Below are 14,698 nucleotides of genomic sequence, written 5' to 3'. Positions count from 1 at the left end.
AATGGCTTTAACTACTGAAAGATTTACAGCGCTCGATATATTCCGTGGAATGACCATCTGCTTCATGATCATTGTGAACGCACCGGGTTCGGGCGCAAACGTATGGACACCGCTCGACCATGCTCCATGGATAGGTTTTACACCAACCGACCTTGTGTTTCCGTCTTTCCTGTTTGCAGTTGGTAACGCGCTTAGCTTCTCTAAAAAGAAGTTTGAGTCGGATACCGCATTTATAGGCAAGATATTTAAAAGGACGGTTATTATATTTCTATTAGGGTACCTCATGTACTGGTTCCCGTTCTTCCATCGTGTTAATGATGGGTGGGCTTTTAACCCGCTTAGCCACACCCGTATTATGGGCGTGTTGCAACGTATTGCTTTGTGCTACTTTTTCGGCGCTTTAATAGTTCATTATTGCTCCCAAAAAACAGCTGTTATCATATCAGCATTACTATTAATTGGATACTGGGCATTTTTACTTTTTTTTGGCGAACCCGGTAAAGAATTTACCATGCTTGGCAACGCGGGTACCCGTCTTGATATTGTATTATTAGGCAACGATCATTTATACCACGATAAAGGCGGCCCCATAGCTTTTGATCCCGAAGGTTTATTAAGCACATTAACAGGCATAGTGAATGTTATCGGCGGGTTTTTAGCAGGCGCATTTATCCAGCGAAAGGGAAAAACTTATGAAACTGTTGCAAAACTGCTTATCTACGGCGGCTTATTGATTGTTGCAGCTTTGTTTTTGGGCCAGTTTTTCCCGATAGCCAAAAAGCTATGGACGAGTACCTTTTCTTTACTCACTATCGGTATCGATCTGGCCATCCTGGGCCTGCTGATATTTGCCATCGAAATAGAAAAAGTAAAAGGAGGCACCAATTTCTTTCTTATCCTTGGCCGTAACTCACTGGCTATCTACCTGCTGTCGGAATTACTGCTTACCGTTTTACAAACCGTATGGGTAGGCCCCAAATTAAGTTTTTACGATTGGATAAACCAGGTATTTTACCAGCGGTTTTTCCCCGGCGCATTTGGCACACTGGTATTTGCCATTTGTTATATGATGCTTTGCTGGCTGGTAGCTTATGTATTGGATAAGAGGAAGATATATATTAAAATATAATAATGTTGAAGGTATTAGGGTCTTATTGGAGAATGGTATTATACGTAGATAAAGTGTCTATTCTACCTTTATTGCGAGGTACGAAGCAATCCCGAACCGTCCAGGGTGGATTTGCAAATCTACTTAGGATGTCGGGGATTGCTTCGTGCCTACCCATGACGGGTATTTTGTTTAGTTTAAGGAAGTTTTCTAAGTCCTTTTTTAGTTTAACTGCCCTTTTAACGCTACTGCTAAACTTCAATACTTTTGCCCAACACACAAACCACCTCCAATATGTAAATCCATTTATTGGCACTGCAAAAAGCGATGTGTTTACCTTATGGGGGAGCGAAGGCGGTACATATCCGGGAGCAGTTGCACCATCGGGGTTTATACAGTTAAGTCCCGAAACAAGGGTTGCCATGGGATATAATTATAACGACAGCAGCATTTATTACTTCAGCTGTTTAAGGCATATGAGCGGCTTTCCCGGGGGGTCTTCAGGCCTGTTTTATATTATGCCGCTTAGTTCGGGTTCAGAATTTGAGGCCGGTAAATACAGCAGGAAGTTTTCTCATATCAATGAAACGGCAAGCCCCGGATATTATAAAGTAATTTTTGACGACGACCACACAATTACCGAAGCAACAACAACAGCAAGAACCGGGATATTCCGATTCACGTTTGCCGCGGATATCCCCCCTGAAGTATTTATTGCCGGCGATATCACAATAATTTCTAAGAGGATATTGCATGCTTCAATGGGGAATACCGTTATCAATTTCACCGAAGATTATACATCAAAAAAGCAGGTTAAAGGGGGCTGGATCTTTATTTTTGAATCAGCTAAAGCAAGTAATAAAATTATCGGACTTAAATTGAGCACTTCGTTTGTTAGTTATGCAAGCGCTCAAACCAATATCGATAAGGAAATTGGCGCTTTAACCTTTAACCAGGTACACAAAAAAACAAGGGATGAATGGCTTAAAAAACTGGCAGTTGTTGATGTAAAAGACGGTAATGAGCAAAATAAAACTGTTTTTTATACTGCCCTTTATCATTCACTTTTACTACCCTGGGTTATTGACGATGCGGATGGCCGTTATAAGGGCGAAGATGGTAAAATTCACCAGAAAACAGGCGCAAATCAATATGGCGCTTTCTCTCCATGGGATACCTTCCGCTCTCTGCACCCTTTGCTTATACTGCTTTACCCGGATAAACAAAAAGATGTGGTTTTATCTATGCTGGATATATACAAACAAACCGGCCACCTGCCCACCGAATCGATGACGGGTAACCATGCCATCCCCATTATTGTGGATACCTATCTGAAAGGAGTTACGGGTTTTGATAAACAATTGGCCTATACAGCCATGAAAAAAAGCATCATTGAGCCGCCTTTTATCCAGTCGGATATGGAGATCTATCAGCAAAACGGGTATATCCCGTTTACCCGATCAGAATCTGTTACCCGTACCGTTGAATACGCTTATGACGACTGGGCCTTATCTCAGTTTGCCAACAACATTATCCACAATGATAAAGACTACCAGCTTCTGTTAAACCGCAGTTATAGCTACAGGAACCTCCTGAACAACGATGAATTGCTATTATTACCCCGCAACAACAATGAGTTTAAACTACAGCCGGGTATGTCTGGCTATAAAGAAGGCGATAAGTGGGTATACTCCTACTTTGTTCCTCATAATGCAAAAGATCTGATCAACCTTACCGGCGGTAACGAACAATTTGCCGGCAGACTTGATTCGGCAATAACTAACAATGTTATCCCCTTTGATAATGAAACGGTATTTCATTTGCCCTACCTGTTTAACCAGGCCGGTAAGCCTGCATTAACCCAAAAATGGGTAAGGCAGATCATGCTCAACCGTTTCAGTACCAAACCCGGTGGTTTGCCGGGTAATGATGATCTTGGGTCCACCTCCAGCTGGTATCTTTTTAGTGCAATGGGGATTTACCCTGCTTGCCCTGGCAGGCCTGTTTATGCCGTAGGGTCGCCTTTGTTTCAATCGGTAACGCTGCATCTTTCAAATAGTAAAAATTTTACCATCAACAGTAGCAATAGCGCTTTAAGCAATAATTATGTACAAGGATTAAGTGTTAACGGAAGCTCCTGGCAGCAGTTAACAATACCGCATTCCTTATTGCTGAAAGGCGGTTCGATGACGTTTAATATGGGTAGTACCGAAAGCAATTGGCCGGTTAACAAAAACCCTGTTGAATTATCAGAAACCCGGCAAAGCCCGGATTTTAGGATTCTGAATTACTCGATTTCAAAAAACAGTGTGGAACCTAATGAGCCCTTTACTGTACATTTTTCCATTGCCAACAATGGAAGCATCGGGGTGAAAACCGTGAGGCTGTTAGTGAATGGAAAGCAGTATGKATATAAAAACTGTATGGTGGTTTCCGAGGGTGTTAAAAACGACTCCCTGGTATGCCGCCTTTATCCCGAAGGAAAAACAGAACTTAAACTGGAAGGTATGGCCCCGGTTACAGTTATTGTAAACGCGCCAAAAACACCATTTGCCCATCCGTTTAAAATAACAGGCCTGGCGGCAAAGCCAATGGTTAAGGTAAATGAGTTCCAGCAGCTTACTTACATCATTCAAAATATCGACGGTTTAAAACGGACCTTCCAGCTCCCCGTAATGAAGAATGATTCCTTACTTTTTACAGATACCATAAGCCTTGCACCTGGCGGCAAAAAAACCATCACGCATATTGTACCATGTAAGGTAAAAGGGTTTCAGCATGTTAAGGTTGATGATGCGGAGGCAGGCTATAAAGTATATGCAGATAATAAAGAGTCCCTGTTGCTTGATATTTCGCCGGTAAGTTATGTGCAGGATAATTTAACCAGGGATAATTCGGGATACCACAATGATGGTCATATAGTGCGACCTAACCCCGATAACAAAACCGGGAAATTAGGATTTGATGAGAATACATTTGTTGAAGTACCCAACTCGGCAAGCCTGGATAATATGGATAACACCATCACCATGATGGGCTGGGTATACCCAACAGGAAACGAACCTGGACTTGTTGACATGATAACTAAAGGAGACAGCCATGTTTTGCAGGTAACAGCTCATACCACCCTTACTTTTTTTGCGGGCGGCTGGGGACGTGGAGATTGCACAGTAAACCTTCCCAAAAACTGGAATGATAACTGGCACCATATAGCAGGCGTATGCACCGGCAAAACCCTTTATTTGTATATTGATGGCGAACTGGCCGGAAAAACGGTAACAGAAATCGATGCCAACCTCTCCAACGGTAATAAATGGACACTGGGCAGAAATGAAGAATTCCCCTCCGAAAGGATCTACCATGGTCACATGGATAAGGTAAAAGTGTTTAAAGAACCCCTAACCGCCGAAGAGATCCGCTCTATTGTAAACAATGAGCGTAACAGTGTTAAATAATCAGCAAATCCGCATGTAGTTCTCCTTCTAAAATCCATTCCTGGTAACATCTTTCTTTCTCCCCTTTTGGTATGCTTAAAATGTGTTGCAAATCATTTTTGAGTATGATGGGTATCACCTGCGCAGGTTTACTAATTAATCATATTTGCGTTATAGTTTATAATACTTGTCATTTAAATTAATATTTATTACTTTTAATAAAAATTATCGTGAAAAAAATCCTGGTGCTCACCAATTTTACCGATAACGCCAATCATGCTGCAACAATTGCCGTTTCGCTTTGCGCTCAGCTATATTCAAACATTATTTTGTTGAACACTTTCATCAGCCACCCTGTACTGGCCGGATTTGGAGACCCGCCATGTGCCATCGAAGAGATGTTATGGGAAAATGAAAGCCATAAAAAATTAACTTTCCTGAAAGAAGATTTAGAGGAGCTTATTGCAACGCTGCCGGCCGACCAGCACCACCCTGGTATTGATTGCCGGCACGAGGAAGGGAGCCTTAAATACCGGTTGGATTTTTTTGCGGGAAAAAAGGATATCGAACTTATTATGATAGGCGCCCGCAAAGGCAGCACTATGGAGCATTTGCTGATTGGCGGTGATACCAGCGTTGTACTCAACCGGGCTAACCGGCCTGTAATCATCATCCCGGAAAGTATTGATCTGGGGCACTTTAAAAAAGTAACCCTTGCCTGCGATTTTAACGACAGCGACCTGGATGCGGTGCATTACCTAATTCAGTTGGGCCGGATTTTTCATTTTGAGCTCGAAATTGTATACTTATCACTCTGGGAACATAACTACGACCACAACCACCAAAAGAAAAGTAACTTTATTACCCAGGTAGCCCGGTTTGGATATCCGGACATTTCTTATCAAAGCATCGTGGGCAAAGAATTGATTAACCGCCTTAACCGCCTTTGTAAGGATACCAAAACCGATATGCTTGCGCTGGTGCACGACAGGTATAGCCTTTTAAACCGTATTTTTAAAAGCACCAATACCGACGAGCTGTTAAAACAACAACAGTTACCCGTAATGCTCATCCCTTCGGTAATGATGAATTAATGAAGACGGGTGTTTTTATATTGTTACGTTATACTCGGGCGGAAAAACCAATAAGGGTATTTTAATATGCCCGGCCAGCTGATGCGTATGGCTGTTGCTTAAAAGCCTGAACAGCAAAGTATGCGGCCGGTGAACCATAGCCAGCAAATCAATTTGCCCATGCTCGCAAAGCCAGTCGAGGCCGTCATCAACGTTCATGCCCCTCAGGTGATGGTACGATATATGGGGATAATGCACCGTTTCGGTTAATTTTTGATTAAAGGCCTCAACCTTGCCAAGTCTCCCCTTTTTATCATAGTTTTCGCCGGTTATATGATAAATCCTTATCTCGGCCTTACATCTTTTGGCCATGCCGGCAAGCATGCGGATTACCGAGATATCGCCGGTGTTAAGGTCTGTAGCAAAAATGAGCTTTTTTATCCCTTTAAAAACAGCACAACCCGGCACAAGCAACACCGGGAAATTAGCGTGATCAACCAGGTCCTTACTCCTGCTCCCCATAAAAAAACGACTCAGCCCATTTGATCCCGACATCCCCATAACCACCAAACTCGATTTTGAATCAGCCATAACGTTCATGATAACATCCGTTACCGGTCCTATCACACTTTGATAGTCAATAGCCGGTTTAAATGTATCGGTAGCGCCTTCCTCCTTATCATCAATAGTACGTTCCAGCCACCCGGCCAGGTGCCGCAGTTGTTTTATTGCAACTTCTTTTAAAGAAGAAAAATCCTCCAAAGGCCATAAACCCGCATCGGCAATGGGTACCTCCATAGGCACAAACAGGGCATGGTATAAACTAACATCCCGTTTCAAATCCTTCGCCAGGCATACGGCGTAACGGGCTGCATTATCAGCCTGATCAGAAAAATCGGTAGGTACTACAATGGCTTTCATGTTTACATTTCTTTGAAGATTAGGGAGGGGGTAGCAAAGTTTGGAATTGTAATCCAAAAAACAAATGACCGTTATCAAATGACGCTATAATTGTTAATAAAATATTAAGGAATAACCCTTGTGAGTGGTGAGCGGTGAGTGGTGAGTGGTTGCATATTTTAACTACCCCATAATTCCCTCCACTCACTACTCACCACTCACCACTCACCACTCACCACTCACAATTCACCCCTCACCATTCACAACTCACCACTCACCACTCCCCATTTTTCAACACCCATTGCACACCCCTCACTATTTATATACATTCACCACCTGTAAATAAATGCTGCTGCTCAAGGCTATTTTACTTAATAACAAAACTTTATGAAAGTCATCATAGCCGAAAAACCATCCGTTGCGCGCGAAATTGCCAAAGTATTTGGCGCTACCACCAAAAAGGATGGCTATATGGAAGGCAAAGGCTACACATTTACCTGGGCATTTGGGCACCTGCTACAGTTAGCCGCCCCGCAGGAATATGGCTATTACGGCTGGAACGTTCAAAACCTGCCCATGCTGCCGCCAAAATTTAAGCTCTCTATCCGCAAGGTAAAAACAAAAGAAGGCATGGTTGATGATCCATCCGTTAAAAAACAGCTGGATATCATCAAAGGACTGTTCGATGAAGCTACCGAAATCATCGTAGCTACCGATGCCGGGCGCGAGGGCGAGCTCATCTTCAGGTATATATACTACTACCTCAAATGCAAAAAGCCCTTTAAAAGATTGTGGATCTCGTCGCAAACAGATGAGGCTATTAAGGAAGGTTTCCGCAATTTAAAGCCGGGGAGCGATTACGATACCCTGTTCAATTCGGCGCACTGCCGTTCCCAGTCCGATTGGTTGGTGGGCATGAACGCTACGCAGGCACTCAGCCTGTCGTCGGGCAACAGGGCCGTGCTGTCGCTTGGGCGGGTGCAAACCCCTACCCTTGCCATGATCTGCTCGCGCTACCTCGAAAATAAAAACTTTGTACCCCAAATATACTACCAGGTAAGCATCCAGCCCGATAAAGACGGACAGGTGTTTAAAGCAATTTCTACCGAGAGCTATAAAACCAAAGAAGAAGCACAGGCGGTTGTCGACCAGGTGCAGGATGTAAACGGCGGCTTCCCCAATGGCGGCCATATATTAAATGTAGAGGCCAAACCCCGTAAAGAACCGCCGCCGCTGCTGCACGACCTGAGCAGCCTGCAGCAGGAAGCCAATAAACGCAAAGGCTTCACGGCCGACCAAACCCTTACCATACTGCAAAACCTGTACGAAAGCAAGCTGGTAACCTACCCGCGTACCGGCAGCAGGTATATAGGCGATGATGTATTTGCCGGGGTACCCGGTTTAATTGATAAGCTGAAAGATCATCCCGACTTTGGCAAACAGGCCACCCTGTTATCAACCGCCAAATTGAACAAGCGCAGCGTGAACGCCAAGAAAGTTACCGATCACCATGCCGTACTGCCCACCGGCGAAACACCCTACCAGTTAACGCCCGATAAACAGGCCGTGTATGATATGGTAGCAGGCCGCATGCTGGAAGCCTTTCACCAGGACTGTATCAAAGAGATCACCAAAATAACCGTACAATCGGGCGCCAAATTTATGGCCAGCGGAACAGTGATACAAACCGCGGGCTGGCGCGCCGTGTTTAACGATACCGACGAGGAAAAAAAGGAAGAAGAAAACCCCACCCTCCCCAAAGTGCAGCAAGGCGAAAACCTGCCCGTTACCGACAAGGCTTTGTTAGAGAAACAAACCAAACCCAAGCCCCTGTACAACGAAGCCAGCCTGCTCAAAGCGCTGGAAACCGCCGGCAAAGAAATTGACGACGAAGAACTGCGCTACGCCATGAAAGAAAGCGGACTGGGCACGCCCGCCACCCGTGCATCCATCATAGAAACCCTGCTGAAACGCAATTACATATTGCGCGAAAAAAAGAACCTGGTACCTACAGAAACCGGCCTATCGGTTTACCACGTAGTAAAAAACCAGCAGATAGCCCAGGCCGAGCTCACCGGCACCTGGGAAAAACGCCTCGAAGAAATCCGCACCGGCGCCTCGGTGAGCATTTTCCAGGAAGAAATAAAAACCTACACCCGCGCCATCACCCAGGAACTCCTGCGCGAAGGCAAAACCCTGAAGATACCGCAGGCAGTGGTAGCGAAGTAAGCTAAAAACAACCCGTCATTGCGAGGTACGAAGCAATCCCCGACATACAGAGCAACCTTGCAAATCCGATCTATGTAAAATACCCGGAACTAAACACAAACATGTCATTGCGAGCGCAGCGCGGCAATCGCGAACTATGCAAGTCCGCTCTGTATAGCGTGCGATTGCTTCGTGCCTCGCAATGACATAGATTATATTAAAAAATAGCACTGATAATCAGCAATTAACAAACATGTCATTGCGAGCGCAGCGCGGCAATCGCGAACTATGCAAGTCCGCTCTGTATAGCGTGCGATTGCTTCGTGCCTCGCAATGACATAGATTATATTAAAAATAGCACTGATAATCAGCAATTTACAAACATGTCATTGCGAGCGCAGCGCGGCAATCGCGAACTATACAGATTCACGATTTTGTTTAGGGACAACACTTGCGCTAAAAGGGGAAATCACCCATTGTAATTGTTAGCGCTTTTGATTAATCTTATCTCTTTCGCTTTTTACTACACCATCAATAGCTTCCTTTAACAACAGCTTTTCATTATCATCAAGTTGGTCACGCTTATCCTCTCCGTTAAAACTATAGGATACACCGCCTTTCTTATCCGCTTCTATCAATATCTTTTCATCATCATGGGTGTAACTAACAAATCCGTTTTGAGATAAACTTTTTATTACCGTACTGTCGTTGTTAAATGTAACCGTTCCGCTATACGCTAATTGGGTCCCGCTTTTATGGCTGCATGAATTGGTCAGCACTGCCAGGCAGATTGCTATGGTTGTTGATTTTAAAATTTTCACGTTGTTAATCTTGATTGATGTTTAATGATAGGATTAAACAAACATAACACAAAAGATGGCCTTTACAACATTGGCAAATCAGTCTTTAAAACGTATAATCCCTTTTTTAGCCCGGATACTGAGCAACGGCAGACTCCACTGCAAATCACAGAAGGTGGAGCAGGCAGTGGTGGTAAAGTAAAATCACCCCTTAATGCCATTTGGTAGAGCCAGAAAGAGTTAGTGCGGGTGCGCTAAAAAGGTGACAACACATCTATCCCCAACGTAGAGACGCATAATTGCGTCTCCCGCATGCAAATCACACCCTGCAAATCACGCGGGCAAATCCGCCTTGCAAATCTGGAATGTCCTGCTGGAGAGGCAATTATGTGTCTCTACAAAAACAGAATGCTCCATAATTTTGACTGTTGAATTTTTCAAGGTTTATTTATTTGTTAACGCGTTCAAGTGCACTCCGCAATTTCAATTTTTGACTTTTGACTTTTGACTTTTGACTTTAACAATGGCGTTCCCTGCGGGCCGTGCTGTACGTTCATACGCGCACCAGGCATTAGGCGCTGGGCCGGTATCCACTGCCATCACTAACGCGAAATTGCGGGTAAGCATGGGCTTAAGGTTTTACAACAACATCGTGATTTGCATGCGGGCACGCAGGCCTGCGGCAGCGAAAGCTTGCGGTAGCTGGGGGTCAACAGATGAAGCTATCACGCTCTATTTTTTATTAAAAGAACACCGCGTACCTGCTGAACTTGAAAAATAAAAGAGTTGCTACTCACTAAATTCGCTCACGCCCTCAATTACTGCAATCTCGTCCGGTTTTAAATTATAAAGGTGATAGACTAAATCGTTTATTTGTTGTTCAAATAAAGCTTGGATTTGTCCGTTTTCGGAATGTAAAACTTTGTCAACTAGCCCACTAATTTTTAATTTTATTACACTATCAATTTCAGGGTATGGAAACTCTCTTAAATCTTGCAACAATACTTTAGGAAATGAATCCTTTTGAGAATTTGCCGACGATTTTAAATGGAAGTAAGAGGCAAGTTTCGAATTTAAAATAGCTAGGAATGTCTTTAAATCCTCTAAGTCATTTGTCTTACTTTTAATTCCGTCAACTGAATTTGAAAAAACCATTTCGCTTTCAACTAATGTGGCGAAAATTTGTCCTTTTGAGGTAACCTCTCTAACTAAAATTTTGGGCGTCGCACTGAACCATTCTGGCGTTCTTGGTTCCGCAATCCATGGTCCATAATTCACAAAAACATCTTTCTTTATAACTTTATAACGTGCAATTTGGCTTCCTCCAATTAAAGGCAAGTGCGTTGGTAAAACCTTTTCATTAGAGTGGAAAATCTTCATTTTAGATTCTACATCGGTCTGCTTAGGAACCCCTTTACCTTTTTGATAAATTTTTATTCCCCAAACAAAATCAAACAGGCTTTTTGATTTAACCTTATTAACCTTTATCTTTTTTAAGATCTCGCTTTCCGTTTGATTTAGAAAAATGTTTACTACATAATTACTTTCAGCGTTAATGGAATCCTTTTCAATTGTTGTTACAATCTCCCTTTTTAGCGAATAAACATCTACTTGCTTATTTGTTATATTGGTTTTGCTACAATCAATTATACATACCTCTACAACAGCATCTTGAAAGGTCGATTTAGGGCACAGTGTAACCGACTTTAAAAGGTTTTGCTGTATTAAATATTCCCGAAATTTGATATCATAGGTTGAGGCGAACCATGCTGCAGGAATTATAAAGCTGAGTAAAGAATTCTTTGTCCCAATGTTAATTCCTAATTCAGTAAAAATGGTGTAGGTGTCTATCTGATAATTTGAAACTTGAAATATCTCTCTGTAAATTTTATCTTCTGCCTTACTAAGGTGTACCCCATACGGCGGGTTTCCTATAATGATATCAAAGCCTTCAAAGTCGCCATTATTATTTAAAACTTCAGGAAACTCAAAACGCCATTCAAAAGCATTTTTGTAAATAGCATTATTTTTAATTTCCTCAATTTCAGCAGCCCATTTTTTTAGGTCGCTTTCTAACTTTTCTCGTTTAATTTTATTAGCCTTCTTTAGCTTGGTCCCCCCTTCAAAAAGTGTTACCTGGGATATCAAATTATATAATTCCCCATTCGCTTTATTAAATTTAACAACCAGTGGATCGTTTTTAGCGATTTCCGTCCTAAAATCCGCTTTTATCTTGTTTATAATGAATTGTAAATCACGCTTCAATTCACGGTCCTTGCAATTTTTATAATCATTTACGAAACCTCGGTAAGCATTTATATCATATTTAATGCTTTTCAATGCTTTACCTAAGTCTGCATCTAATGTAAAACGACTAAGAAGGCTATTTCCACATTTTATATTTATATCAATGTTAGGAAGCGTTTCTAAGTTGCCGTCCTGTCTGTAATAGGCATTTTTTAAAAGTTCAATCCATAAACGTAAACGGCAAATCTTAACGCTGTTGGGATTTATGTCAACTCCAAAGAGGCAGTTCTCTATAATGATTTGCTTTTCGCTGAAAAGAGTTTGTTGTATTAATTGGCTTTGTGCGCTTTGCGGGTTGTAAATAAAAAGATCGTTGTCTTCGTCCGTTATTATTAATTCATCATTTACTACATCAATAGTAAATTCCTTTAAACGTTTACCATTAACATCCTGTAATATTTTCAATTCGCTTTTTATGGCGATAATTTCATTTAAAGCTGATACTAAAAAATGCCCGCTACCAACTGCGGGATCGCAAATTTTTAAATTATTGATTAGTGCATTGGCATTATTTCGAACTTCGGTTTGTTGATATTCAATATAATTATCTAATTCCTCAAATTGTTTACAATCCCAATTATATGCTTCGTTAAATTTTTGCAGCACGGCCAAACGTATGTTTTGACGGCTCATGTACATGGTTATAAAACCCGGTGTATAAATAGAACCGTCCTTATACCCATTTATCTTCTCGAAAACCTTGCCTAAAACAGAGGCGTTTATAAGCGTTTTATTATCATCTTGAGTATCGCCTGTTCCCTCGCTGGCAAAGTCGTAAGCATCTAAAAATTGGAAAAGGTAATCCAAAGTGTTTAGCTTCTCATTTTTCTTTTTTTGTTCTTTTAAAATAGTTCCGTTGCCAACATATTCAAGGATGTCGTTGCTATCAATAGCATTGATTTTAATAGTGAGATCTTCTAACCCCCCCGGCTCAATATCAAAAAGCGAACTGTTTAGATAAGGAACAAGATGGTATTTTTCTTGTATGGCTGGGCTGCGGTTATTTACGTCAACGGCTAAAACCTTGTGAAATAGTTTAAACAGTTCGTCAAAATCATTTATTGTTTTACTATTTAAAAATCGATATTGCTGATTGCCTTTGTGATAATTTATTAATTGTCCTTCTAATAACTTTAAAAATAAAATTCTGTTAATCCAGGTTATACACAATTCCAGGGCTATGTTAAAATACTGATCCTCGCTTGTATCCCCAAAGCTTTTAAGATCGGGTACTTTATGCAAGCCTTCGGTTTTTAGTTCATCAATAGCTTTTTCTATGAGGGAACCTATGTTCCTATTTTCAACTTTCCTGCGAATAATATTTTTACCACCCTCCTTGGCCTCTTCAAGTCCAATAATGTGCAATAATTCCTTATAGAATTTTTCATCCAACTCATTACTGTCATCTGCAAACGGAACTTTTAGTAAATGGAGGGGCGATAGTATTTTAAAAAGAGCGTTAACCTCTCGATTATTATAATTTTCCTTGTCCCTTAATACTTTTTCATGTCGTCGTATATTGAAGTATATGCAGGGTATTTCATCCGTTAAACCGTCAATAAAGGGCTTTGCAATATCATTATAAAATAACCCGGTGTCCTTAGTTACTTTTTTACCATCCCGCCATTCCTCATAATGTTTAACTAACTGTTTGTTTTTAAAAAACAGGTTATCAAAATACTTTGCCTCTATAATATACCACTCATTTATATTGGTTGCTACCAGGTATTTTATATCAATATTTTTTTCCTCAATACGTTCTCGTAAGTAGTACAATACAAGTTCCTGCATGGCCTTGCTATTCGGCTTTTCAGGTGTAAACCAATCTGTTTTATTTGTTGGCCGCTTAGCCTCGATTATCACCCCTACCTTTGTTTTATTGTCTTTGCCAGTATGGATAACAAGATCTTGACGCCCCTTTGTATTTATAAAATGGGTGTTAGTATAAAAAGCGTTGGTTAAAAAATTGCTCACTAAATTTTTGTGGAACTCTTCACTTTCGCTATTATCTATGTGGTCTAAAACTTTAACCAGTTCTGATTTGAAAAGATTTATTTCGCTTACTAAAGGCCGGTGCTTTAGCAAAGCTTTATCAAGTGCCTTATTTAGTTTCTCTTGTGGGATTAATTTCATTAATTGGTATAGGCTATTAATAATTGGTTAAATTAATAAATATTAGTTGTTTATTAACGATTGCTATATTTATACACTACAATTTGTTCGCTGATGAATCCAGAAACGTTACAGTCTTTAATCAATAGATTAGATGTATATATTTTATCGCAAAATGATTTTAAGGATATACAAATTAAATCAGCTGATCTTATAAAACAGCTTTTCCCGTATGATTCTGCAACTACCGTTTATCAAATAAACACCTTATTGATTGACGGGAACAATCTTTCAGATAGCAGAGCCATGCTAAAATCGATCCTTGAATCTAAATTGCAATCAATAGTTAGGCAACAAAGAGTTAGAGAACAGACTGATTTAAACATTCAATTGCAGAAAAAAAGTAACGAAGAAAATAAGCAACGAGTGGACTCGAAAGAGGAAAATCAATACATATTACAGTTGCAAAAGGATTTAAAAGAAGCGTACAATAAGATTAATGAAATATATGATATTAACGAGAATTACATTAAAGAAATCGATGCTCTCAATCGATTAGTTAATCAAAAACATACGATTAAGCTTTTAAAAGATTGGGGGTTTTGGGGGATGGTTGTCGGGGTCTGTGCCTTGTTTTTATTTGCAGGAAATTATTGGGGTGTAAGTAAATTTGACTCTGAAAAGTTTCATTTGAAAGAAGAAAAAGAGTTTTATAAACACCGTTTAGACAGCTTAACTATGTTATCTAAACCCCAT

The 14,698-nt window shown here is 41.0% G+C and carries 9 protein-coding genes; 6 read left to right on the top strand and 3 right to left on the bottom strand.

What is annotated here, in order from left to right:
- The first annotated feature begins 1 nt into the window (after nucleotide 1).
- The 3 genes from AC1DQW_RS16050 to AC1DQW_RS16040 all read left to right on the top strand — a co-directional run bounded on the left by AC1DQW_RS16050 (nucleotide 2) and on the right by AC1DQW_RS16040 (nucleotide 5,636).
- Entirely contained in the window at nucleotides 2-1,129 is a 1,128-nt protein-coding gene (locus tag AC1DQW_RS16050; protein ID WP_477455021.1) for an acyltransferase family protein, read from the top strand.
- 128 nt (nucleotides 1,130-1,257) lie between these two features.
- A complete protein-coding gene (locus tag AC1DQW_RS16045) occupies nucleotides 1,258-4,563 on the top strand; it encodes a GH92 family glycosyl hydrolase (RefSeq protein ID WP_477455020.1) in 3,306 nt (1,101 codons plus the stop codon).
- A gap of 209 nt (nucleotides 4,564-4,772) precedes the next feature.
- The gene (locus tag AC1DQW_RS16040; RefSeq protein ID WP_477455019.1) at nucleotides 4,773-5,636 is read left to right on the top strand and encodes a universal stress protein; all 864 of its coding nucleotides are present in this window, start codon (nucleotides 4,773-4,775) and stop codon (nucleotides 5,634-5,636) included.
- 15 nt (nucleotides 5,637-5,651) lie between these two features.
- On the opposite strand, the gene AC1DQW_RS16035 is transcribed toward AC1DQW_RS16040, so the two are convergent.
- Nucleotides 5,652-6,536, bottom strand: coding sequence for a universal stress protein (locus AC1DQW_RS16035; RefSeq protein WP_477455018.1), 885 nt, complete (start codon nucleotides 6,534-6,536; stop codon nucleotides 5,652-5,654).
- A gap of 366 nt (nucleotides 6,537-6,902) precedes the next feature.
- Here AC1DQW_RS16035 and AC1DQW_RS16030 point away from each other — a divergent pair, with 366 nt between their 5' ends.
- The gene (locus AC1DQW_RS16030) at nucleotides 6,903-8,744 is read left to right on the top strand and encodes a DNA topoisomerase 3 (protein WP_477455017.1); all 1,842 of its coding nucleotides are present in this window, start codon (nucleotides 6,903-6,905) and stop codon (nucleotides 8,742-8,744) included.
- Nucleotides 8,745-9,208: 464 nt separating this feature from the next.
- On the opposite strand, the gene AC1DQW_RS16025 is transcribed toward AC1DQW_RS16030, so the two are convergent.
- Complete coding sequence (locus AC1DQW_RS16025) at nucleotides 9,209-9,544, bottom strand: hypothetical protein (protein WP_477455016.1); 336 nt, start codon at nucleotides 9,542-9,544, stop codon at nucleotides 9,209-9,211.
- A gap of 502 nt (nucleotides 9,545-10,046) precedes the next feature.
- Here AC1DQW_RS16025 and AC1DQW_RS16020 point away from each other — a divergent pair.
- Nucleotides 10,047-10,304, top strand: coding sequence for a hypothetical protein (locus AC1DQW_RS16020; protein WP_477455015.1), 258 nt, complete (start codon nucleotides 10,047-10,049; stop codon nucleotides 10,302-10,304).
- A gap of 8 nt (nucleotides 10,305-10,312) precedes the next feature.
- Here the strand turns inward: AC1DQW_RS16020 and AC1DQW_RS16015 are convergent, their stop codons facing one another.
- Nucleotides 10,313-13,963, bottom strand: a complete 3,651-nt coding sequence (locus AC1DQW_RS16015) for a DUF7149 domain-containing protein (protein ID WP_477455014.1) — start codon at nucleotides 13,961-13,963, stop codon at nucleotides 10,313-10,315.
- A 93-nt stretch (nucleotides 13,964-14,056) separates the two neighbouring features.
- On the opposite strand from AC1DQW_RS16015, the gene AC1DQW_RS16010 reads away from it, so the two are divergent.
- Nucleotides 14,057-14,698: hypothetical protein (locus AC1DQW_RS16010; protein WP_477455013.1), on the top strand; the 642-nt coding region annotated here is incomplete at its 3' end.

The sequence above is a fragment of the Mucilaginibacter sp. P5_A4 genome, assembly GCF_056400605.1.
The sequence above is the reverse complement of the archived record's forward strand: the minus strand, read 5'-3'. Positions and strand labels throughout refer to the sequence as shown.

Bases quoted from the DNA above. Each gene is read 5' to 3' on its own strand.
- AC1DQW_RS16035 (WP_477455018.1), bottom strand. From the start codon at position 6,536: ATGAAAGCCATTGTAGTACCTACCGATTTTTCTGATCAGGCTGATAAT.
- AC1DQW_RS16015 (WP_477455014.1), bottom strand. From the start codon at position 13,963: ATGAAATTAATCCCACAAGAGAAACTAAATAAGGCACTTGATAAAGCT.
- AC1DQW_RS16030 (WP_477455017.1), top strand. From the start codon at position 6,903: ATGAAAGTCATCATAGCCGAAAAACCATCCGTTGCGCGCGAAATTGCC.
- AC1DQW_RS16050 (WP_477455021.1), top strand. From the start codon at position 2: ATGGCTTTAACTACTGAAAGATTTACAGCGCTCGATATATTCCGTGGA.
- AC1DQW_RS16020 (WP_477455015.1), top strand. From the start codon at position 10,047: ATGGCGTTCCCTGCGGGCCGTGCTGTACGTTCATACGCGCACCAGGCA.